At 71.5% G+C, this 21,432-nt stretch carries 22 protein-coding genes; 8 read left to right on the top strand and 14 right to left on the bottom strand.

Annotated elements, in window-relative coordinates; all coding sequences use genetic code 11:
• Positions 1 to 12: 12 nt before the first annotated feature.
• A complete protein-coding gene (locus SPR02S_RS44705; protein ID WP_019063565.1) occupies positions 13 to 1,854 on the bottom strand; it encodes an MFS transporter in 1,842 nt (613 codons plus the stop codon).
• Positions 1,851 to 2,291, bottom strand: a complete 441-nt coding sequence (locus SPR02S_RS44700; RefSeq protein WP_019063564.1) for a MarR family winged helix-turn-helix transcriptional regulator — start codon at positions 2,289 to 2,291, stop codon at positions 1,851 to 1,853. Before SPR02S_RS44700 ends, SPR02S_RS44705 begins: the two co-directional genes overlap by 4 nt.
• A gap of 72 nt (positions 2,292 to 2,363) precedes the next feature.
• Between SPR02S_RS44700 and SPR02S_RS44695 the strand changes: the two genes are divergently transcribed.
• From SPR02S_RS44695 to SPR02S_RS44685, 3 genes are all read left to right on the top strand, one after another.
• Positions 2,364 to 3,269, top strand: coding sequence for a PfkB family carbohydrate kinase (locus tag SPR02S_RS44695; protein ID WP_019063563.1), 906 nt, complete (start codon positions 2,364 to 2,366; stop codon positions 3,267 to 3,269).
• Positions 3,270 to 3,324: 55 nt separating this feature from the next.
• Complete coding sequence (locus SPR02S_RS44690; RefSeq protein WP_026151448.1) at positions 3,325 to 3,519, top strand: hypothetical protein; 195 nt, start codon at positions 3,325 to 3,327, stop codon at positions 3,517 to 3,519.
• A gap of 132 nt (positions 3,520 to 3,651) precedes the next feature.
• On the top strand, positions 3,652 to 5,118 hold the full coding sequence (locus SPR02S_RS44685; RefSeq protein WP_019063561.1) for an FAD-binding protein: 1,467 nt from the start codon (positions 3,652 to 3,654) through the stop codon (positions 5,116 to 5,118).
• Between the two features lie 19 nt (positions 5,119 to 5,137).
• On the opposite strand, the gene SPR02S_RS44680 is transcribed toward SPR02S_RS44685, so the two are convergent.
• The 3 genes from SPR02S_RS44680 to SPR02S_RS44670 form a co-directional block, all read right to left on the bottom strand.
• Entirely contained in the window at positions 5,138 to 7,915 is a 2,778-nt protein-coding gene (locus tag SPR02S_RS44680; protein ID WP_026151447.1) for an ATP-binding protein, read from the bottom strand.
• A 46-nt stretch (positions 7,916 to 7,961) separates the two neighbouring features.
• Positions 7,962 to 8,747, bottom strand: a complete 786-nt coding sequence (locus tag SPR02S_RS44675; protein ID WP_019063559.1) for an SDR family oxidoreductase — start codon at positions 8,745 to 8,747, stop codon at positions 7,962 to 7,964.
• Positions 8,748 to 8,827: 80 nt separating this feature from the next.
• On the bottom strand, positions 8,828 to 10,027 hold the full coding sequence (locus SPR02S_RS44670; RefSeq protein ID WP_019063558.1) for an acyl-CoA dehydrogenase family protein: 1,200 nt from the start codon (positions 10,025 to 10,027) through the stop codon (positions 8,828 to 8,830).
• Positions 10,028 to 10,396: 369 nt separating this feature from the next.
• Here SPR02S_RS44670 and SPR02S_RS44665 point away from each other — a divergent pair, with 369 nt between their 5' ends.
• Positions 10,397 to 11,680, top strand: coding sequence for an FAD-dependent monooxygenase (locus tag SPR02S_RS44665; protein ID WP_019063557.1), 1,284 nt, complete (start codon positions 10,397 to 10,399; stop codon positions 11,678 to 11,680).
• Positions 11,681 to 11,726: 46 nt separating this feature from the next.
• Here the strand turns inward: SPR02S_RS44665 and SPR02S_RS44660 are convergent, their stop codons facing one another.
• Positions 11,727 to 13,133, bottom strand: coding sequence for a DHA2 family efflux MFS transporter permease subunit (locus SPR02S_RS44660; protein WP_052347152.1), 1,407 nt, complete (start codon positions 13,131 to 13,133; stop codon positions 11,727 to 11,729).
• 208 nt (positions 13,134 to 13,341) lie between these two features.
• Here SPR02S_RS44660 and SPR02S_RS44655 point away from each other — a divergent pair, with 208 nt between their 5' ends.
• Positions 13,342 to 13,773, top strand: a complete 432-nt coding sequence (locus SPR02S_RS44655; RefSeq protein ID WP_019063555.1) for a MarR family winged helix-turn-helix transcriptional regulator — start codon at positions 13,342 to 13,344, stop codon at positions 13,771 to 13,773.
• A gap of 21 nt (positions 13,774 to 13,794) precedes the next feature.
• On the opposite strand, the gene SPR02S_RS44650 is transcribed toward SPR02S_RS44655, so the two are convergent.
• The 3 genes from SPR02S_RS44650 to SPR02S_RS44640 are packed head-to-tail and all read right to left on the bottom strand — an operon-like array spanning position 13,795 to position 14,891.
• Positions 13,795 to 14,181 (bottom strand): toxin Fic, encoded by a 387-nt coding sequence (locus SPR02S_RS44650; RefSeq protein WP_019063554.1) that lies wholly within the window; start codon positions 14,179 to 14,181, stop codon positions 13,795 to 13,797.
• Entirely contained in the window at positions 14,178 to 14,477 is a 300-nt protein-coding gene (locus SPR02S_RS44645; RefSeq protein WP_245607728.1) for a type II toxin -antitoxin system TacA 1-like antitoxin, read from the bottom strand. Before SPR02S_RS44645 ends, SPR02S_RS44650 begins: the two co-directional genes overlap by 4 nt.
• Before the next feature lie 45 nt (positions 14,478 to 14,522).
• A complete protein-coding gene (locus SPR02S_RS44640) occupies positions 14,523 to 14,891 on the bottom strand; it encodes an NUDIX domain-containing protein (protein WP_019063552.1) in 369 nt (122 codons plus the stop codon).
• A 161-nt stretch (positions 14,892 to 15,052) separates the two neighbouring features.
• Here SPR02S_RS44640 and SPR02S_RS44635 point away from each other — a divergent pair, with 161 nt between their 5' ends.
• The 3 genes from SPR02S_RS44635 (at position 15,053) to SPR02S_RS44625 (ending at position 17,437) form a co-directional block, all read left to right on the top strand.
• The gene (locus SPR02S_RS44635) at positions 15,053 to 15,703 is read left to right on the top strand and encodes a hypothetical protein (protein WP_019063551.1); all 651 of its coding nucleotides are present in this window, start codon (positions 15,053 to 15,055) and stop codon (positions 15,701 to 15,703) included.
• Between the two features lie 77 nt (positions 15,704 to 15,780).
• Positions 15,781 to 16,218, top strand: coding sequence for a hypothetical protein (locus SPR02S_RS44630; protein ID WP_019063550.1), 438 nt, complete (start codon positions 15,781 to 15,783; stop codon positions 16,216 to 16,218).
• Positions 16,219 to 16,270: 52 nt separating this feature from the next.
• The gene (locus SPR02S_RS44625; RefSeq protein WP_019063549.1) at positions 16,271 to 17,437 is read left to right on the top strand and encodes a TDT family transporter; all 1,167 of its coding nucleotides are present in this window, start codon (positions 16,271 to 16,273) and stop codon (positions 17,435 to 17,437) included.
• Between the two features lie 5 nt (positions 17,438 to 17,442).
• Here the strand turns inward: SPR02S_RS44625 and SPR02S_RS44620 are convergent, their stop codons facing one another.
• From SPR02S_RS44620 to SPR02S_RS44600, 5 genes are all read right to left on the bottom strand, one after another.
• Positions 17,443 to 17,895 (bottom strand): DUF6884 domain-containing protein, encoded by a 453-nt coding sequence (locus tag SPR02S_RS44620; protein WP_019063548.1) that lies wholly within the window; start codon positions 17,893 to 17,895, stop codon positions 17,443 to 17,445.
• Positions 17,892 to 18,944 carry a GlxA family transcriptional regulator gene (locus SPR02S_RS44615; protein WP_019063547.1) on the bottom strand — a complete coding sequence of 351 codons (1,053 nt, stop codon included), beginning with the start codon at positions 18,942 to 18,944 and terminating at the stop codon, positions 17,892 to 17,894. Before SPR02S_RS44615 ends, SPR02S_RS44620 begins: the two co-directional genes overlap by 4 nt.
• Before the next feature lie 103 nt (positions 18,945 to 19,047).
• On the bottom strand, positions 19,048 to 19,599 hold the full coding sequence (locus tag SPR02S_RS44610) for a YciI family protein (RefSeq protein WP_019063546.1): 552 nt from the start codon (positions 19,597 to 19,599) through the stop codon (positions 19,048 to 19,050).
• 79 nt (positions 19,600 to 19,678) lie between these two features.
• Complete coding sequence (locus tag SPR02S_RS44605) at positions 19,679 to 20,683, bottom strand: alpha/beta fold hydrolase (protein ID WP_026151444.1); 1,005 nt, start codon at positions 20,681 to 20,683, stop codon at positions 19,679 to 19,681.
• Positions 20,684 to 20,771: 88 nt separating this feature from the next.
• Entirely contained in the window at positions 20,772 to 21,419 is a 648-nt protein-coding gene (locus SPR02S_RS44600; protein ID WP_019063544.1) for a molybdopterin-dependent oxidoreductase, read from the bottom strand.
• Positions 21,420 to 21,432: the final 13 nt, after the last annotated feature.

Below are 21,432 nucleotides of genomic sequence, written 5' to 3'. Positions count from 1 at the left end.
CCAACTCGCTTTCTACGACTGTCCGCCCGGCCCCGCCTGCGAAGTCTCGGGTGTCTCCGTGGAGGCCGGTGGCCGATCCGCCGGTGTCGGCTCGGGTTCCGGGCCGGGCTGATGGCCGCCGCGTAGGGCCGAGGCGACCGCGGAGACCAGGGCCATGCCCGCGGCCACGCTGAAGACGATGGTCAGACCGTGGTGGAACGGACCCGAGACCAACTGGGGGAAGAAGGTGTGGCCGGTCAGGACGGCACGCTGGGCCGCGGTGACGTGGTCGAGGGTTCCGTTGGACGCGAGCAGGTGCTGGATCGGGTTGTTGCCGAGGAACGTGGCGAACAGCGTGCTCACCGGCGGCAGCGACGCCGCCTGCTCGGCCGCGCCGGTCGGTACGCCGTGCGCCTGGAGTCCCTGGCTCAGCGTCCGGGGCAGCGAGGACGCGAGCCCGGACACCATCAGGGAGAAGAACACCCCGATGGACAGGGCGGTGCCCGAGTTCTGGAACGTGGAGCGCATGCCCGAGGCGACGCCCCGGTACTCGCTGGGCACACTGCCCATGATGGATGAGGTGTTCGGCGCGGAGAACATGCCCTGGCCCAGGCCGTTGAGCAGCAGCAGCGCCGCGAACATGCCGTAGTCGAAGTCGATGGGCAGCGCGAGCAGACCGAGGAAGGACAGCGCCACGACGACCAGCCCGACCGTCGAGAACATGCGCGCGCCGAACCGGTCCGACAGATAGCCCGAGATGGGCCCGGCGACGAGGAAACCGACCGTGAGCGGCAGCATGAAGATGCCCGCCCACAGCGGGGTGTCCTCGTAGTCGTAGCCGTGCAACGGCAGCCAGATCCCCTGCAGCCAGATGATCAGCATGAACTGGAGCCCGCCCCGCGCGATCGCGGTCAGCAGGGCCGCCAGGTTGCCCGCGGCGAAGGCGCGCACCTTGAACAGGGCGAGGTTGAACATCGGTTCGGCGATGTGTGTCTCGACGTAGCAGAAGATCAGCAGGAGTACGACGCCGCCGATCAGGCCGCTGAGGACCCATGGGTTTCCCCAGCCGGTGGCGCTGCCGCCGTAGGGCTGGATGCCGTAGGTGATGCCCGCGAGGAGGATGCCGGCGCCCGCCGCGAAGGTGAGGTTGCCGAGCCAGTCGATGCGGCCGGGGCGGCCCGCCGAGGTCTCGCGCAGGCTCAGGTACGACCAGATCGTGCCGGTGATGCTGATCGGCACGCTCACCCAGAACACCGCGCGCCAGTCGACGACGGCCAGCAGCCCACCGGCGAGCAGGCCGAGGAACTGGCCGGCGAGCGCGGTGATCTGGTTGATGCCGAGCGCCATTCCGCGCTGCCGTGCGGGGAAGGCGTCGGTGAGGATCGCGGCCGAGTTGGCGGTGAGCATGGAACCGCCGAAAGCCTGCACCACGCGCCACAGGATCAGCCACATCGCCCCAGCACCCGCCCGGAACGGGTCCAGGGACAGCGCCACGGACGCGCACGCGAAGATCAGGAAGCCGATGTTGTAGATCTTCACCCGGCCGAACATGTCACCGAGCCGGCCGAGCACCACGACCAGCACCGCCGAGACCAGCAGATAGCCCAGGATCATCCAGAGCAGATAGCCGATGTTGCCCGGCGCGAGCGGATCGAGGCCGATGCCGCGGAAGATCGCGGGCAGCGAGATGATCACGATCGAGGCGTCCATCGTGGCGATGAGCACGCCGAGCGTGGTGTTCGACAGCGCGACCCACTTGTAGTTCGGCCCGGGGGGAGTGTCCTTACGGCGACCCGAGCGCACGGTGCTCAGCAGCGACGGCCGGCCGTCCCCGTTCCCCTGTCCGTCGCCGGGTATGTGCGCGCGCTCGGTCACAGTCGCTCCGCCAGTCGGTCGAGGAGGGGCAGAGCCGCGGCGAGGGTCGCGCGCTCCTCCGCGGTGAACTCGTCGAGGACGGCCCCGAGCCGGTGGACCGACGCCGAGCGCCGCTCGGCCAGCACGGCGCGTCCCTCGTCCGTGATCGCCAGGATGCTCCGCCGCCCGTCCGCGGCATCGGGGCTACGGCGGACCAGCCCGCGCTGTTCGAGCAGCGCGAGGGTGCTCGCCATGGCCTGCGGGCGTACCCGCTCCGCCTCGGCGAGGGACGTCGGCGACTCGGAACCGTCCCGGGCGAGCCGGGCCAGGACCGAGACGCCGGAGAGCGACACGTCCCCCACGGCGTGCGCCTGGCGCAGGCGTCGAGTCAGCCGGCCCACCGCGAGTCGTAGCTCGGTCGCGAGCCGGGCAGTGTCATTCGGACTGTCCACCTTCATGGGTACTAACACTAGATTTATCAGCCTGGACTGCTCAACCAATTGTTAGTAAATGGCGTGAGGAGGTTGTCGGTGAAGAGAGGACGCCCCACAGGACTGTTCGTCGGTCTGTGCACCCTGGACGTCATCCAGCTCGTGGACCACGCACCCGGCTCGAACGAGAAACTCACGGCCCGGGAGCAAGTGGTCGCCGCGGGTGGCCCGGCGGCCAACGCGGCTGTCGCCTTCAGTCACTTGGGCGGCACGGCCACACTCCTGACCGCAATGGGCGTCCACCCGTTGGGAGTTGGCGTCGCGGCCGACCTGAACGCGCTGGGAGTGACCGTCTACGACCTGGCCGCTCACTCGGCGCAGCCGCCCGCCGTCTCCTCCGTCCTGGTGACCGCGTCCACCGGGGAACGTGCCGTCGCCTCGACCAACGCGACGGCACACCGGCTCGCTCCGCCCGACGACCTCGACGCTCTGGTGGCGGCCTGCGACATCGTCGAGTTCGACGGGCATCACATGGAACTGGCTGTGGCGGCAGCCCGCTCCGCGCGTGCCCTCGGCCGTAAGACCCTTTTCGACGGCGGGAGTTGGAAGCCCGGCACCGAGGACCTGCTGCCGTTCATCGACGTCGCCGTCTGCTCGGCGGACTTCCGCCCACCCGGCACGAGCACACCGGCGGACACGCTGCGTTTCCTGCGGGACCGCGGGGTTGCCTGGGCGGCGGTGAGCGGGGGAGCGGACCCCGTCGTCTGGGCGGGCCCGGACGGCGCAGGCACGGTGGACGTGCCGTCGGTGGAGGTGGCGGACACGGTGGGCGCGGGTGATGTTCTGCACGGGGCTCTCGCGTATTACCTCGTGGAGGGCCACCTGACCTCGGAGGACTTCGCGGAGGCGCTGAGCGCGGCAGCCGTCGTGGCTTCCCGGGCATGCGCCTCGTTCGGCACGCGCGCGTGGATGCGGGAGGGGTGGCCCGGTTTGCCCCGGACCTGAGAAGATCATCAGGAACGTACGTGTCACGGGACCGTACGCGACAGGGGTGGGAAACATGATCGGTGCAGTTCTGCTAGGCCTCGTGGTGCTCCTCATCGGCGGGTGCGCGTGTGTGTTCTGGGCCGAGCGCGGCGGACCCCGCTGGGCCCGTGTCGTGGCGACCGTGACCCTCTCCGCGAGCGAACTCCTGCGCAGCTCCGACAAGAAGCGGCGGTGGGGCCAGAACTCGAGCAGTCAGGGCGACGACTAGCGAGATCGGGTCGGCGCGGCACGTGCCGAACCGGTCGGGGAACTCGCCGGGACGGAACCCTTCTCCAGGCCCCAACATGCCTAGACTGAGCCGTCGTTGATCGTTTCAGCCGGACGGTCTCAGGAGGACCACATGCCCCGCACCCCGTCTCGACGCACCGCTCTGCGCGGCCTGGTCGCAGGTTCAGCCGTGGTGATCGGCTTCGATCCCTTCACGCGCAGCTGGGCGGTGACCGACACCGGCCGACCGCTCAGCGGCGTCCCTCATCTGGACGGGACGCTCCACACCGACGACGCTTCGCTGACCGCCGACGCCGACGACTTCGGGCACATCGTGCACCGGCGTCCGGCCGCGGTGCTGCGACCCGGCTCCGTGCGGGACGTCGTCGCGATGGTCCGGTTCTGCAATCGGCACGGACTCCGTGTGGCTCCGCGCGGACAGGGCCACGGGACGAACGGACAGGCGCAGGTCGAGGGCGGTCTGATCATCGAGACCGGGCCGCTCGCCTCCATCGGCCCGGTACGGACGGGGAGTTCACGCGTCACGGTCGGCGCGGGCGCCAAATGGAGCGACGTCGCCAAGGCAGCCATCGCCCACGGGCTGACCCCACCCGTCTTCACCGACTACCTCGAACTCTCCGTCGGCGGCACCCTCTCCGTCGGCGGCCTCGGCGGCCAGAGCCACCAGCAGGGTGCCCAGGTCGACAACGTCCTGGAACTCGAAGTCGTCACCGGAGCAGGGGAGTTGCTCCGCTGCTCCCCGACCCGCCATTCCGACCTCTTCCACGCCGTGCTCGCCGGTCTGGGACAGTGCGCGGTGATCGTCGGCGCCACCCTGCGCCTGGTCCCGGCCCCGGAGACCGTACGGCACTACCTCCTGCCGTACGACGACCTCCAGACCTTCCTCGACGACCAGCAACTCCTCGCCACCGAGGGGCGTTTCGCCTACCTGGAGGGCCAGGTCGGCGCGGACACCGCCGGGGCCTTCAACCAGTTCGCCATCGAGGCCGTCGCCTACGGCCCGCCGGTGGGGGACACCCCCGACGATGCGGTTCTCCTGCGGGGGCTGCGCCACGTCGCGTCCGGCGCGCAGATCACCGACCTCGGTTACTACGACTTCCTCGACCGGCTCGCCGCCTCCGTCGCCGCGCTGAAGGAAGCGGGCCTGTGGGCCTACGCCCACCCCTGGCTCAACGTGGTCATGCCGGGCCGTAGAACCGCGGAGGTGGCGGGCACCCTGCTGGACGCACTCACCCCGGCCGACCTCGGACCCGGCGTCGTCCTCCTGTATCCCCTGCTGCGCGAGCACCTCCACACACCGCTGCTGCGGATGCCCGACGACCCGATGCCCTACCTGTTCGCGGTCCTCCGGGCCGCGCCGCCCGAGGACACCGCGACCGTAGGACGACTGCTGGCCGCCAACCGGTCCGCGTACGAGACGGTCCGGGCGGCCGGCGGCACCCAGTACCCGGTCGGCTCGATCCCCTTCCAACACGCCGACTGGAAGCGGCACTTCGGGCCGGCCTGGAACCGGTTCGCCCAGGCGCGGAAGACGTACGACCCGAAGGGGATCCTGGTTCCGGGGCAGGGCATCTTCTGAGCCGAGCACCCCTGCCGCTCTAGTCAGGCGGCAGGTCCGCCAGCGCGTCGCGCAACGCGGCGCGGGAGGCCACGCCCAGTTTCGGGAAGAGCTGGTGCAGATGGGCGGCGACGGTGCGGGGGGAGAGGAAGAGGCGTTCGGCGATCTGCTTGTTGGTGAGGCCGGCCGCCGCGAGCAGGGCGATCTCCCGTTGCTGGGGAGTCAGTGACGCCTGGCCGGTGGCCCCGGCGGCCGTGACGGACAGGCCGGTCGCCCGCAGCTCGTTGCCCGCCCGGGCGGTCCAGGGGCGGGCGCCGAGCCGCTCGAACGTGTCGATGGCGTCGGCGAGTTGGGTGCGCGCCTCTGTGGTGGACTTCAGCCGGCGGAGGCGTTCGCCATAGGCCAGGCGGACCCGGGCCAGTTCGAAGGGCCAGCGGTCGGTGCCGGGCACGGCGAGCGCCTCCTCGAAGAGGCCGAGCGCTTCCTGGTCGTCGGCGGCGATCGCCGCCGACGCCTTCACGAGCAGGGCGAGCCGCGGCGAGATCGCGGCGACGCCCGCCTCGTCAGCCGCCGCGGCATGAGCCGTCGCCTCCGATGCGCGGCCCGTTCTGACCGCGGACTCGACGAGGTCCATGACGACGAACAGGGCCGGCGGGACGTGCGAGGCCAGCTCGCCCGCGCGGCTGATGGCGCACGCGTGCCGGTAGGCGTCCTCGAACCGGCCCTGGCCGAGCGCGGCGAGCGCCCTCGCGTGCGACGCGCAGGACAGATAGGAGCCGACACCGCGCGGTGTCGCCCACAGGGTCATCTCGTCCGTGAGGGCCCGAGTGGTGGTCTCGTCGCCGCGGGCGGCGGCGACCAGCGCACGTTGGTACAGGAACTCCGTCGACAGCAGCTGGTAGCTGTGCGCGTCACCCAGGTCCCGGCCCTGTGCGGCCTGGGCCTCCAGCTCGTCCCACTCACCCGCCGCGAAATGGTCACGGCCCAGGTACACCAGCCCCTGGATCTCCACGGTGAGCGAGCTGTTGTCCCGCCCGTCGCGGAGCACCCGTCGCAGCGCCGTCCGGCACGCCGGCAACCGGTCCACATAGAGGGACGTCATGGCGAGCCGGATGACGCGGACCGGGTCGGCCTCCTGGTCCAGGGAGGCGATGGCCTCGTCGAGCTTCCCGAGCGCGGGCGGCGCCGTACGCGCCGGATCGGCCATCGTGCCGACGGTCAGGGCGAGTTGGTCCGGGATCTCCGGTTTCAGCAGGCCGAGCGCCCGGTGCAACGGCTTCCAGAGTTCGGCACGCTGGCTGCTCTGGCACAGCCAGGCGAGGGTGTACAGCGCGTCGATCATGGTCGGATCGGTGGCGTCGTACGGCTGGTGCTGCATGTCGATCGCGCCGACGAGCAGCCGGTGGGCGGTGTCCAGGTCGCCCTCACCGCTGAGGAGGATGTGGTGTGCCGCCGCGACGGCGGCGACCAACGGCCCCGCCCGGCCGCCGTCGGCCAGGCGCGCCTCTTCGAGCAGCCGGGGCACATCGCGCAGATCGCCGGTCAGATCCGCGCCGAGATAGGCCGCCTCGGCGATCCGGCGACTGCGTTCGTAACCGCGCGGGCTCAGCTCGGCTGCACGCAGCAGCGCGGCGATGGCGCCGCCCGCGTCACCGCGCCGCACGGTGTCGCGCGCCACCGCCTCCAGCAGGCTCGCGACGTCCTCGGTGGGCTCGACCGTGGCATGGGCGAGATGCCAGGCGCGTCGCTCGGGGCGGTCGGCCCAGTACTCCGCGAGGGCACGATGCACCTCGCGGCCCTGCTCGCTGGTGGCGAGTTCCACGACGGCGGAGCGCGTCAGGGGATGGCGGAACGCCAGCCGTCCGGTGGTCGCGTCCACGAGTCCGGCCCGCTCCGCGTGCGCCAGGTCCTCCGTGCCGGTCCCCTGAGGCGTGGCCGCCGCGAGGACCCGCAGATCGCCGGTGCCGTCCAGGACCGCGTACAGCAGGAGCAGCCGGGTGGACGCGGGCAGGGTCTCGACGCGGGACGCGAACACGGCCTGGAGGCGGTGGCTCAGCGGCAGCAGTTCGGGCACCGCGGCGCCGGAGCGCTGCGGACCGGTGAGCGCCACGGGCAGCTCCAGCAGGGCCAGCGGATTGCCCTGCGCCTCCGTCAACAGGCGCTCACGGACGCGCGGGGCCAGGGACGGGGAACGAGCCTCGATCAGCGCCGCCGCAGCCGTCGTATCGAGAGGCTGTACGTGGTGATGGGGTACCCCGCCGCGCTCGAAGAAGCTTCCTTCCCCCGACCGGTAGGCGCCGAGGAAGCCGACCCGGCTGCCGGCCAGACGGCGGGCGACGAAGCCCAGCACCACGGCGCTGGCACGGTCCAGCCACGGGAGGTCGTCGACGATCACCAGCAACGGGCGGTCCGCGGCGGCCTGGACGAGCAGGGTCAGCGCCGCGTTCGACACCAGCAGCTGATCGGACGGCGCGCCCTGGTCCAGGCCCAGCGCGACACTCAGGGCGGTGCGGTACGGGTCGGTCAGCCGGTCGAGCCCGGCCAGCAGCGGCTGAAGGACCTGGTGCAGACCGGCGAAACTGATGGTGCTCTCGAACTCCACACCGGCGGCCCGCACGACCCGCGCGCCCGCGCCGTGCGTCTGTCCGGCCGCGGCGTCAAGCAACACCGTCTTGCCGACTCCCGCGTCACCGGACAACAGCAGAGCCCCGCCCGAGACCATGGCCTCGTCGACGAAACCCCGGACCAGTCCCAGGTCGTGATCGCGCCCGATCAGCTGCTCAGCGGGACCCGTCCGCGCAGGTCCATCCCCGTCCATGTGCATGTCCCTTCCGACCTCCGCACCTTACGCCGGGCCCTTGCCGTCATCTCATGAACAATCCGCCGTTGACGTCGAGGGTCGCGCCGGTGATGTACCCGGTGTCCTCCCCCGCCAGGTGTCCCACGAGGGCGGCCACCTCCTCCGGCCGCCCGAACCGGCCCACGGGAATCCGGTCGGCGGCACGTTGCAAGGCCTCGGCCGGGAGATCGTCCATCACGGGCGTCTGTACGGCCGCGGGAGCCACCGCGTTGACAGTGACACCGTGGGCAGCGAGCTCCTGCGCGAAGACCTTGGTCAGCACCAGCACCCCCGCCTTCGCCGCCGCGTAGTGCGGACCGGCGACCAGCCCGCCCTGCTGCCCCGCGAGCGACGCGAGGTTGATGACACGGCCCCAGCCGCGCTCCCGCATCGCCGGTGCGCAGAGGCGGGTGAGGACGAGCACGCTGCGCAGATTGGTGGCCATGAGCGCGTCCCACTCGTCGAGATCGACGTCCCACACCGAGCCGGGCGCCGTCCGCGCCGCGTTGTTGACCAGCACATCGGGACTGCGCCACGCCGAGGACACCGCCCGCACCGCACGCTCTGTCCCCTCGGGGTCGCTGACGTCGGCGTGCACCGCCATGGCGGAATCCCCGTCCGGATCAAGGGACTTGGCCAGGGCGCGGGCGCCGGTGTCGTCCTGGTCCAGCAGGGCCACCCGCAGGCCGCGTCGGTGCAGTTCGGCGGCGATCGCGGCGCCGATGCCACGGGCTGCGCCGGTGACCAGAGCGACCTTGCGTTCCGGTGCCGGGTGGGTGGTCGGGTCTGCCGAGGGTTGGGGGGTGCCCATCGGTCCGGGTCTCCTTCGGTGCTGGTGCTGGTGCTGGTGCTGGTGCCGGTGTCGGTGTCGGGTGACGTGAGCGCTGGGGATCAGACGACGTCGGTGTGGGGGAGCGGCCTGCCGAGCAGGACGCGGCCGTAGAGCTCCCGGCTGGTCTCGACGCTCAGGGCCGCGTGGCGGGAGGCCGTCCCGATGTCGCGCCACGCGCGCTGCAGCGCCGAGTCGTCGGAGAAGCTGCTCGCGCCGGCCGTGTCCAGCAGCAGACTGACCGCGTCGCGGGCGCAGCGCATCGCGTGGCTGCCGTCCATCCGCAGCCGCGCCCGGGTCTCCAGGTCGGGGCGCCGTCCCTCGCGTGCGGCCTCGTCGATCTCGTCGGCCGCGCGCCGTACGTGCAGTCTGGCCGAGTCGATCAGCGTGGCGGCCTGGGCGATGTTCAGCTGGTGCGGAGCCGCGTCCGCCGTGTGGGTGTGCAGGGGGGAGACGGACCGCTTGCCGCCCGCGAGGTCCCGGACGACCAGTTCCAGGGCGCCGCGGGCGATGCCTACGCCCGTGCCCACCAGCGGCAGGTTGATGGACAGCGGGAAGACGACCCGGGCCTCGCCCGGATGACGCCGGACGCCGATGCCCTCGGCGATCTCCGCGAACGACACGAACCGCTCGTCCGGGACGAAGAGTTGCTCCGCCGTCGCCGTCCGGCTTCCGGTGCCGCGCATACCGGCCATGTGCCAGGTGTCCGCCACCGTCAGTTCGGACGCGGGGACCAGGGCCAGCCCGCGCTCCGGTCGGCCGCGGTCCTCCCGGACGATGCCCAACAGCACCCAGGCCGCATGGTCGATGCCGGATATCCACGGCCACCGCCCGCCGAGTTCGAGGCCGCCGGGTACCGCCGTGACCGTGCCGGACGGATTCGCGGCCCCGCAGAGCAGGGCATCCGGGTCCGACGCCCAGATCTCGGTACGGACCGCGTCGGGCAGTTGCGAGGCGAACAGCGCGGCCCCGTAGGCGATGCCGACGAGCCAGGAGCTCGACACGCATCCCGCGGCCAGCTCGGCACACACGTCCACGGCGGTGCGCACACCGGCGCCATGACCGCCGTGGCGGCGCGGCGTACCCAGGGTGAACAGCCCGGCCTCGCGCAGGGCCTTCGCGCTGGGCTCGGCCAACGCGCGCTGCTGCTCGGTCTGTTCGACGTGGGCCGCCACGGCCGGCGCCACGAACCGTGCCATATGGATGAGTTGGGCCTCGGCGGCCCTCTGCGGTAAGCGATCCCGGCTGTTCAGGTGAGTCATCGGGGGCTTCCTTCTCTGGCGTCCGATCCACAAAGGACAGTGCTGCTCCGAGCGGGATCAAGCCGCCGCGCAACAACATCATCTTACCTGGAGGTGGTTCCTCCGGATAAGCTGTCGTCGGTGTCCGTGCCGGGAGTCGTTCTTGTCGCACCTGCTGAACTGGCAACGTTCCAGGTCGAGTTGGTGCGGCGGGCCGTGGTGTGTGTGCCGGGGGCGGTGAGTCGGCCGACGCTCCGGACGCGGGGTCGCGAGGCTATGTGGCCGTGCGGTTCGCGACGGCGTTCCGGCGGCCGTCGGAACCCGAGCGCAGCCGGCCGTCGGGCGCCAAACATCGTCGGCCGTCAGACCCTGAACACAGAGGGAGAACACGTGAAGATCGTCGTGGTGGGCGGCGGAGTCGCCGGTCTCGTCACCGCCCTGAGCCTGCACGCCGCGGGGATGACGCCGCTCGTCTGCGAGTCCGCGCGCGAACTGCACGCGGTCGGCGTCGGTATCAACCTGCTGCCCCACGCCGTACGCGAACTCACCGAACTCGGCCTCGGCGACGCCCTGGACGCCATCGCGCTGCCGCCGGAACGGCTGGTCTACTGCGACCGGCAGGGACGCGAGATCTGGGAGGAACCTCTAGGCGTGGCGGCCGGCTATCGGTGGCCCCAATACTCGGTCCACCGGGGCGAGTTGCAGATGCTGCTGCTGGACGCGGTCCGCACCCGCATCGGGCCCGACGCGGTCCGCACCGGCATCGCCTTCGAACGCTTTGAGAACCAAGGGCCTATTGAGAACCAAGGGCCTTTTGAACACCAAGTGCCGGGCGTGACAGCGCACTTCGTGGACCGACACACCGGCGCGTCCGTCGTGATCGAGGCCGACGTCCTCGTCGGCGCCGACGGCATCGACTCCCGGCTGCGGGCCCAACTCCATCCCGGAGAAGGGCCCCCGCGCGGGAACGGCGTGCAGATGTGGCGGGGGATGAGCCGGCACCCGCACATCCTCGGCGGGCGCGCGATCGTGGTGGCCGGCGGTCGCCCCGGGGACAAGTTCGTCGCCTATCCGGTGGCCGACCCGGCGAACGAGGGCGGCCCCACGTCGATGAACTGGGTGCTGGAGGTGGCCCGTCGGCCGGAACCCGGTGAGGATCCGGACCGCTCCCACCGCCCGATCCCGACGGCCGAGGCGCTGGCCGAGCTAGCTGGATGGGACCTGCCCTGGGTCGATCTGCCCGAACTGATCCGCGGCTCCACCGACATCTACGAGTACCCGATGGTGGACCGGGACCCGCTGCCGCGCTGGAGTTTCGGCCGGGTGACCCTGGTCGGCGACGCCGCCCACCCCATGTACCCGATGGGCATGAACGGCGGCTCCCAGTCGATCGTCGACGCACGTGTCCTGGCCTGGACGCTTTCGCAGCACGACGATCCGGTACGGGCCCTGGAGTGGTACGAGAACCTGCGCCGCGAACCGCTGAACCAACTGGTGCTGGCCAACCGCGAGTTGGGCCCGGAGAAGATCATCGCCCTGGCCGAGGAGATCGGCGGCCCGGTGCCCGCGGAGCAGGCGACGGAGGTCTCCCAGGGGTACAAGCGGCTCGCCGGGTGCACGACCGCCGTGCTCAACTCCCGGGATTCCTGGTCGGTTTCGCCGGTCGCCCCCTGAGAGCCGTGGTCGGCGCCACCCCGGTCACGGCCCTCCGGAACAGGCTTCAGCGCGCCTCTTCATGCCGGCGTCGCAGCGGAGCGGTCCCGCCCGACGCGGTGGTGCGGCGCCCCGCGGCGCGGGCCGGGCCATCGGGGATGGTGAAGGCGAAGACGGCGGTCGCCGCCGCGAGGGCGGCCAGGGTCAAGTAGGCGTGCTGGTAGGTGGAGACGGGCGGATTCGCCGCGGCTGCCGTGGGGGTGCTCAGGACCAGGGCCGTGGTCACCGCCGCCGGTGCGAAGGCGCCTCCGGTCTGCCGTACGACCGTGTTGAGCGTGGACGCCTGGGCCAGGTCCTTGCGGGAGAGGGTGGCAAGCGAGGCCACCGTGGTCGGCATGAAGACCCCGCCCATGCCGATGCCGAGCAGGAACATGTAGCCGCGGAAGGTCCACAGGCCGGTGTCCTGGTCGCAGGTGGCGAGGAGCAGCAGGACGGCGCTCACCATGGCCAGGCCCGAGCCGATGATGATCCGGGGGCCGACCCTGGAGTACAGGATCCCGGCGACCTGGACCGTCAGCAGGACGCCGAAGGCCTCGGGGAACGTGCTCGTGCCGGACTCCAGCGCGGAACGGCCCTGTCCCTGCTGGAGGAAGAGCGGGCCGAGGTACATCGCGCCGAGGATCGGCACCAGGCCCACCAGATTGATCAGGTTGGTGTCCCGGAAGAGCCGGTCCGCGAAGAGCCGGAGCTTCAACAGCGGCTCGGAGACACGCAGTTCGAAGGCGACGGCGGCGGCGAGCAGGACCGTGCCCAGGACGAGAGCGATGACGACGGAGGGGGAGGACCAGCCGCGGTTGGGACCCTCGCAGACGCCGAACATCACCCCGCCCAGCGCCGCCGCGCTGAGCAGCAGCCCGGTCAGATCGAAGCGGCCGGGCCGGTGGCCCCGGTGCCCGGCGAGGAAAAGCGCCCCGAACACGACGGCGGGCAGCCCCAGCGGCAGGTTGACGTAGAACACCCAACGCCACGACAGGTGGTCCACCAGCAGGCCGCCGAGCATCGGGGCGACGGCCGGGGCGATCTGCTGCGGGACGATCATGTACCGCGAGATCCGCACCTGTTCCCAGGAGTTGAAGGTGCTGTAGAGCAGCGAGGAAGCGGCCGGGAAGAGCAGTCCGGCGGACAGGCCCTGCACGGCGCGGGAGGCGATGAGTTGACCGAGGTCGGCCGCCGCGCCGCACAGCAGCGACGAGACGAGGAACGCCCCGAGAGCGGTGAGCAACACGCGCTTGGCGCCGAACCGTTCGACCAGCCAGGCGGAGGCGGGGATGGCCATGGCCAGACAGACCGGGTAGACCACGACCACCCCGTCCAGAGCGGCGGTCGTCAGCTGGAACTGGCGGGCGATCGAGGGGAGCGCCACGGTCGTGATCGCCCCGTCGACGATCGCGATGAACGTCACGCAGACGCACATGACGGGGACGACGAGACGCTGACCGGGGCGGAGACGGAGGCGTATTCGGGCCTCGGAGGCGGCAGCGGTGTCAGAGGTTACGGGAGGGACGGGAGAGACGGGAGGGCGTCGGAACGGCAGCACATGCTGAGCATACTCACTATGTGAGGGCTCATTGCTACCGGCCGGGGCTCGTACAATCGGCCCTCACCACGGAACGGGGAACGCCATGGCAGTGCACGGCAGCAGCGACATCCTGGTCGACGAGCTCTACGAAACGACGCACCAGCTGCGCCAGTTCGTGGAGACCCGGCTGCGCGCGGGCGGTGCCTCGGTCGCGCGGCTGCGTGCCCTGCGGATGCTCGCGCGGACCGAACAGCCCCTGCGCATGCGGGACTTGAGTGAGATGACCGGCGTCGCGGCACGGACCACGACCAGCATCGTCGACAGCCTGGAACGCGACGGTCTGGTGGAGCGCGTACGCCATCCGCACGACCGCCGCGCGTTCCTGCTGCGCCTCACCGACAAGGGCCGCGCGTGCCACCGCGAGGCGGAAGAGGTCGACGGCCTCGCGCTCGCGGAGGCGACCGCCGAGCTGGACGCGGAGGACCGGGCGCAGCTGCGGAGCCTGCTCGCCCGCATCCGGAAGGCGACGGCCTAGAACCCCGCAGGCCTCACGCGTTCAGGCGGTGGTCCAGTCGCGCAGCTGACGGGCGATCCGGGGGAGACCCAGTTCTCCGGAGGCGGCGTCGCGGACGAGCGCCACCGCGGCCTTGGGCGGGTAGTCGAGGCGGCGCTCGTTGAGGATCAGATAGGCCTCGGTGGCGTGCCAGGCGAAGGCCTCGTTGGAGTGTTCCAGGCACGGCAATTTCGCCAGGGTCTGCAGCAGGGCGGCGGCCTTGAGATGCAGTGACCCGTAGATGTCGCGCTCCATCGCGCGGGCGTCGACCCGGGCGGCAGCGGCGTAGAGCGGGCCGTAGTCGTCGACCTGGGGATCACGGTCGAGCAGCTCGGCGGCGTGCAGCAGGAAGGTGACGTCCAGCGTGTGCGGTGGTTCGGGCTGGGTCACGCGGCGTGCCCCTGCTCCTGGCGCTCGAGTTCACGAAGGGCGTTCGCCTCGGCCGCCCGCTGCTCGGCGCCGGCATCGACGCTGTCGGCCTCGGCCGCGAACGCCGCGCCGCTGCGCGCCATCGACGCCTTGAAGCCCTCAAGGAACCGCTCCTCGACGGCCGTTGCGCGTGCGTAGGCAGCCGAGAGGATGTACTCCTGCAGACTGACCCCGGCCTGCTTGGCGGCGGCCTCGATGGCCGCGCGCTGCCGGGGGTCTCGGAAGCGGAGGTTCATGGCTTTCGGCGTGTTCGGCATGACGTCCACGGTACCAGTGGTACCACCCCCGGGAGTCGGTGTTTCCTAAACGGGCGTATGGCCCTCCAGGTAGGTGCGCACCGATGCCGGCAGCCCGGCGGGGACACCCTCGCCGAACGGTGCCCAGCGGACCTGCCCCGCGGTGAGCTGAGCCTCCCCCGACGGATCGTCGCTCAACAACTGGCAGACCACGGCCGACGCACCCCCGGACTCGGATTCCAGCAGGCTCGTACCGTCCACGAGATAACCGGTGAGTTCGTACACCGCGCGCGCGGCGGTGGCCTGCGCCGTCTCGGCCTCCTCGGGAACACCGGACGGCAGGCTCCAACCGCCTTGCGCCTCCACGAGCAGCAGCCGTCCGTCGTCCACGACGACCGCGTCCACCACGTCCTCGGCGGCCTGCTCCAACGTCATGTCCCAACCGTCCCTTCACCACGAGGAGCGACCGCCCGTCCGGCCACGTCCGAGCCCTTTTCCTACCCGGGACACATCGGTTCACGCGGTGCGCACGCACCAGGTGGGTGCCCCTACGGTTCCGGCCACACTCAAGAGGGCATTCTCAGCCTGGGCATCACGTGGAACAGGGCGCCCTCGCGCGAGCGGGGCAGGCGCGCGGCCCGGCCGCGATCGACGGCCGGCCCGAGGCGCGAGGGGCGACCACGATCGTCACGACACCGGTGCACCTCGGCGGCCTGGGCACGGACCGCATGGTCCTGCGCCCGCTGGCCACGGCCGACGCGACACGGCTCCTCCACCGCGCCGTGACGATGGCCCACCCCGACGACACCCGGATCCTCGACCACCCCGAGGATGCCGCACGCGTCGCCGACCTCTGCGACGGCCTGCCGCTCGCCCTGCGTACCGCCGCGGTACTGCTCGCCGAGAGCCCGCACCGCCCGCTCGCGACACTGACCGCCGATCTCGCCGACCCGCGCACCCGCCTCGCCGAACTCGTCTATCCCGACCGGGACTTGCGCACCCGCCTCGACACCGGCCACGCCCGCCTGGACCCGGCACGGGCCCGGCTGCTGCGACTGCTCGCCCACAGCGACGAACCCGAGACGACCACATCGGCACTCGCCGCACTCTGCGCGGAACCCGAGGACGTCGTCCGCGACCGGCTCACATCGCTCCTGCACCTGATCGAGTCCGGTACGGCGCCGGACAGTTGGCGCATGCGCGCACTCGTACGCCTCCACGTACGCGCCAGACCCGGCACTTCATGACCGACGGGAACCGGCACACCCCGCCAGGCGTTCCCCCTCACGCAGGAGTGGTGACGCCCCGTCAAGGATGGTGCCAGATGGACCCGGTGTCGGTAGGACTGCTCGCGTCGCTCGCCGGCGGTGCGGGCGGCGAGGTGGGACGACAGGTGTGGGCGGGACTCACGGCTCTCGTACGGCGACCGTTCCACCGCGGCGACGACAGGGCGGGCGGGCCGGTTCCGGGCGAGGACGAACTGGTGCGCCTGCAGCAGGCCCCCGGGGACAGGACCCGGGCCCACGCCCTGAGCACGGCCCTGGCCGTACGCGCGGCACTGGACCCCGACTTCGCCGCCGCCCTCACCGCCTGGCACGAGCAGGCCAGGCTGGTCCGCACGGGCGACGGCACGGTCGACAACACGATCAGCGGCGGCAGTTACTACGCCCCGGTCCTCCAGGGCCGCGACTTCTCGAACACCACGTTCACCTCCCCGCCGCTACCGTCACCCCGGCCCGACCAGGCGGACGCGCGGGAGTGACCACGGGGGACCGGATCCCTCGCTATCTGCCACGACACCCTTGCATCAGGACATGACCGACAGCACGGCCTCGACCCCGACCTACCTTGGGGCCATGATCCGCCCCTCCTCCACCCGTTTCCTGCCGCCCACGGCCCCCAGCGCGACCCGTCCACCGCTCAACCCCAGCTGGTTCGCGGCCGTGATGGGCACCGGCATCGTCGCCAACGCGGCGGTCACCCTCCCGGGGAACCTCCCCGGGCTGCGGACCGCCGCCACGGTGGTCTGGGTGGGCGCCGTACTGCTGCTGGTCGTGCTGGCCGTCGGCTGTCTCCGGGACCGGGATCGGGCGGCGCTGCGCTCGCACGCGGCGGATCCCGTCGTGGCCCAGTTCTTCGGAGCTCCGCCGATGGCACTGCTCACGGTCGGTGCCGGGGCACTGCTGCTCGGGCGCGGGGTGATCGGGTTCGACGCCGCGCTGGACCTGGACCGGGTGCTCTGGTCGCTCGGTACGGTGCTCGGCCTCGCCACCGCCTGCACGGTGCCGTACCTGATGGTCACCCGGCACCGCTTCGCGCCGGACGCGGCGTTCGGCGGCTGGCTGATGCCGGTCGTGCCCCCGATGGTCTCCGCCGCGACCGGCGCCCTGCTCGTCCCCCACACCCCACCCGGCCAACTCCGGCTCACCCTCTTCCTCGGCTGCTACGCGATGCTCGGCCTCGGCCTGGTCGCCGCGCTACTCGTCCTGACCATCCTCTACGGCCGCCTCGTGCACCACGACGCGCCCACCGGCGCCATGGTGCCCACGGTGTGGATCGGCCTCGGCGCCCTCGGCCAGGCGGTGACGGCGCTCGGCGCGCTGGCCACCGCCGCACCGAGCACCCTGCCCGCGCTCTACGCCCGGGGCGCCGAGGTCCTCGCGCTGCTGGGCGGCATCCTGGTGTGGGGCTTCGCCCTGCTGTGGCTGGCGCTCGCCACCGCCCTGACCGTACGGACGATCCGCGCCGGGCTGCCGTTCGCGCCCACCTGGTGGTCGTTCATCTTCCCGTTCGGCGCGCTCGTGACCGCCACCAGCACCCTCGCGGCGCGCACGGACGCGGTGCTGTTCGTCTGGCCCGCGGTCGTCTTCTACGGGCTGCTGGTCCTGGCCTGGATCGTCGTGGGCGGTCGCACCCTGCGCCACGTCGCCACGCGGACCGCCCCATCGACACCACGGGAACTGATCAACTCGGCCGGCTGAACGGGCTAGTTGACGTGACCTTCGCGCAGCGCCGCGAGGCGGGCCATCTGCTCGCCCATGCCACGGGTTCCCGCCAGCGGGGTGAGGGCGTGCGGCCAGACGGAGCGGACCAGACCGACGTGCCGTGCGCCGCCGAGAGCGACGACCGGATCGAGGCGCACGATGTCACGCAACGTCGCCTGTTCCAGGATGAGTTGGGACGCGACAGCGTCCGTCGCACCGTGCGGGGTGTCGTACGGCTCGACGACGTCGTCGAGGTCGAGCAGACCGTACCGCGCGGAGAGGATCAGCAGCCGGTCGGGCCGCAGCGCGTCGGCAGCCTTGCGGCAGGCGCGGTGGTACGAGCCGATGTACAGGTCGGCGGCCCGCGCGGGATGGTCCAGCTTGCGGCTGCCGCACGGGATGACGACGAGCTCCGGCTTGGAGAAGTCGAGGTCGAGTCGGTCGTTCGGGGTCATGCCTGCCTGTCCTGTTCTGTGTTCGCCATAGCCGTGTCCGTGTCCACGCGTGTGCCTGTGACTGTGCCCGTACCGGTCGTCCGGAAGCTCGTCCGGAACGCGCCCGGCGTCACCCCCAAGTGCCGTACGAATGCCCTGCGGAGCGACTCGGCCGAGCCGAACCCGGTGCGGCGCGCCACCACCGGCAGGGAGTCGTCACCGGTCTCCAGCAGCACCTGGGCCGCCTCCAGCCGGACCCGCTCCACATACCGGGCCGGGGTGGTGCCCACCTCTTCGTCGAAGAGCCGGCTCATATGGCGGACGCTGACGCCCGCCCGGCGGGACATGGCGGCCAGCGTGTGCGGGGCGCCCGGGTTCGCTACGACCGCGTCCAGTACCGGGCGCAGCGCCTCCTGACGGGAGTACGGGACCTGGGAGCGGACGCTGAACTGGGACTGTCCTCCCGGTCGTTGCATGAAGACGACCATGTCCTTGGCGACCGCCCGGGCGACCTCCGCACCGAAATGCTCCTCGACGAGCGCCAAGGAGAGATCGATACCGGCCGAGACACCCGCCGAGGTCATCATCGGCCCGTCCCGCACGAAGAGGGCGTCCGGCTGGACCCGTACGGACGGGAAGCGCACGGCCAGTTGCCGGGACTGCCGCCAGTGCGTCACGGCTCGACGCCCTCGCAGCAGTCCCGCCGCGGCCAGCAGGAACGCGCCGGTGCACACCGATGCCGTACAACGGGCCATGCCGTGCAGTCGCCGTACGGCGTCGAGGAGCGTGTCGTCCTTGATGGCCGTCTCCCATTCCGGGCCGCCCGGGACCACGAGGACGTCGTAGGGCTCGCGCACGTCGTCGACCGCGAGGTCCGCGCCGATACGGGTTCCGGCGGAGGTGATCACCGCGGCGCCGTCCTCGGACACGACCCGCACCCGATAGCGTCCGCCGAACTCGTCGGCCGACGCGAACACCTCGATGGGGCCGGTCACATCGAGCAGCCGGACGCCCGGGAAGACGAGGACGGTGATGGTGAGGGGGCCCGTTCGGGGATAGTTGTGGTTCATCGAACAGCCAGCATGCGCCGGTGACCTGCCCTGCTGCCACGACCGGTTTCCTCGCTGCTGGGAGGCTGCACCTCCCAGCAGGCTGCGTTGTCGGACTCTCCGGTCAGGTCGGCCGACCGCCGAACTGCCAGTTGTGCACCTCGATGTCGGCGTACCGGTCCCGGGTCAGCACGGCCCGCGCCGTCTCCGGGTCCGGTGCCCGGAGCAAGGCGGCCGTGCCGAGCCAGGTGGCGCCGTCGTCCGACAACAGCGGCCCGTACGCGATCAGTTCGTCCGATCCGGGCGGCAGCGCCAGATCCACGGCCTGGCCGGTGCCGAGGCCGAGCACCAGGTACCGGTTGCCGCCGGTCCGGCCGCCGGGGAAGTCCCACATGGTGCGGCCCAGCATGTTGCGCCAGCGGCGCAGCAGTACGTCCCGGTACACGCCCGCCTGGTAGTTCGGCTCGTCGAAGGCGAACGCGCGGGCGGCGGCCGGATCGGGCAGATCGAGGATGTGCACGCTTCCGGTCGGGGTGTCGCCGTCGTCGGAGAGGGTCGGGCCCCGGGCGATCAGCTCCTTCGCATACCGGTCCATGTAGGACCAGTGGTCCTCCACGAGTGCGTCGCGCAGTGCGAGGGAGCCGGGCCGGTCGCGGTGGTAGCAGAGGAACTCCATGCCCAGAGGATCTCTCGCCGGCTGTCACCGGGGCGAACGGTTTCCCCGGCCGCTCCTCCGAAGAAAGTGGCCGAGGCGATCACGAAGGCTCTGAGCCCGTTCCCGGCCCGGCGCCGGCAGCGCGCTCGCAGGTCGTGAGGAACTCGATGAGCGCCGCGTTCACCTCGGCGGGGCGTTCCTGCTGGGTCCAGTGTCCGCAGTCGGTCAGCTCGATGGGCGGGCGGGTCAGGCCGGGCATGAGGGTCGTGAGTCGGTCGATGACGTCGCGCGATCCGGGGAAGGCGGGCACGAGGTCACGGTCGCCGAAGATGTACAGGGCGGGCCGGGTGACGACGGCCTTGTCCCACGGCGCGGTCAGGTCCCAGTTGCGGTCGAGGTTGCGGTACCAGTTCAGGGCGCCGGTGAAGCCCTTGGTGAAACTCTCGGTGAGCACGTCGAGATCGTCCTCGGTGAGCCACTCCGGCAGCACCTCGGGGTCCTCCATGGCCGCGAGCCAGCCCTTCTCCGGGTTGACCAGCGGCTGCATGATCTCGCCGGAGGGAGAGGCGGCAGCGGACGCGGAGTAGAGGAACTTGCGGAGTGTGGTGCGGGTGTCCCGCGCGAACTCGGCGTCGGCGACGCCCGGTTGGTCGAAGTAGTTCCAGTAGAAGCGGCCCCCGAAGATCGCCCGCATCGTCTCCATCGGCCGCCGCTTCCCCCGGAACGGCGGCGGCACACTCAGACCGGCCACCCCGAGCACCACGTCCGGCCGCAGCAGCGCGGTGTGCCAGGCGACCGGCGCGCCCCAGTCGTGCCCGACGACGTATGCCTTCTCCTCGCCCAACTCCCGGATCAGACCGACGACATCGCCGACCAGGTGGAAGATGGTGTACGCGTCGACGTCGTCCGGATGATCGCTGGTGCCGTATCCCCGCTGGTCGGGGGCGACCACCCGGAAGCCCGCGTCGGCCAGCGCGCCGATCTGCCGGTGCCAGGAGTGCCACGACTCCGGGAAGCCGTGCAGGAGCACCACCAAGGGGCCCTCGCCCTGCTCGGCGATGTGCAGCCGGATGCCGTTCACGTCCACAAAACGATGCGTAACCATGCGTTCGAGGCTACGTGTCGTGATCGTCGAGCCGTGTCGCGGGTTTCGGGTCAGCGACCGGGAGGCCGCTCATCGACCGGGAGGCTGTTCAGCGATCGGGAGGGTGTGCCCCGTCGTCGTCCTGCTCCTGGTAGGAGTAGCGCTGCTCTTTCCAGGGGTCCGCGATGTTGTGGTAGCCGCGCTCCTCCCAGAAGCCGCGCCGGTCCTCGGTGAGGTACTCGATGGCGCGCAGCCACTTGGGGCTCTTGTAGCCGTACAGATGGGGCACGACCAGGCGCAGCGGGAAGCCGTGTTCGGCGGTGAGGGGCTCGCCGTTGTGGTGAGTGGCCAGCAGGGTCTGCGAGGCCGTGAAGTCGGCCAGGCGGAGGTTGGTCGAATAGCCGTACTCCGCCCAGGCCATGACATGCGTGACCTCGGGCGCGGGCGGGACCAGGTCCAGGACGGCGGTCGCGGGGATGCCGTACCACTCGTGGTCGGTGGAGGTCGGGCCGGACGCGCAGTGCAGGTCGGCGACGACCGTGACATGCGACAGGGGCGCGAGTTCGTCGAACGTCCAGGTGCGCTCGGCACCGTCGGCGGTGGCACCATGGACGCGCAGGTTCCACCGCTCGGGACGGAACCGGGGGACGGGCCCGTAGTGCGACACCGGCCAGCCGTGCACATGACGCTGGCCGGGCGGCAGGGGACGGGACGCGTCGGCGGCGGCCTCGACTGCGCCTTGTCGGTCGCTTGCCACGGGTGACGTCCCT

Source organism: Streptomyces prunicolor NBRC 13075 (genome assembly GCF_000367365.1).
GTDB lineage: Bacteria > Actinomycetota > Actinomycetes > Streptomycetales > Streptomycetaceae > Streptomyces > Streptomyces prunicolor.
The sequence above is the reverse complement of the archived record's forward strand: the minus strand, read 5'-3'. Positions and strand labels throughout refer to the sequence as shown.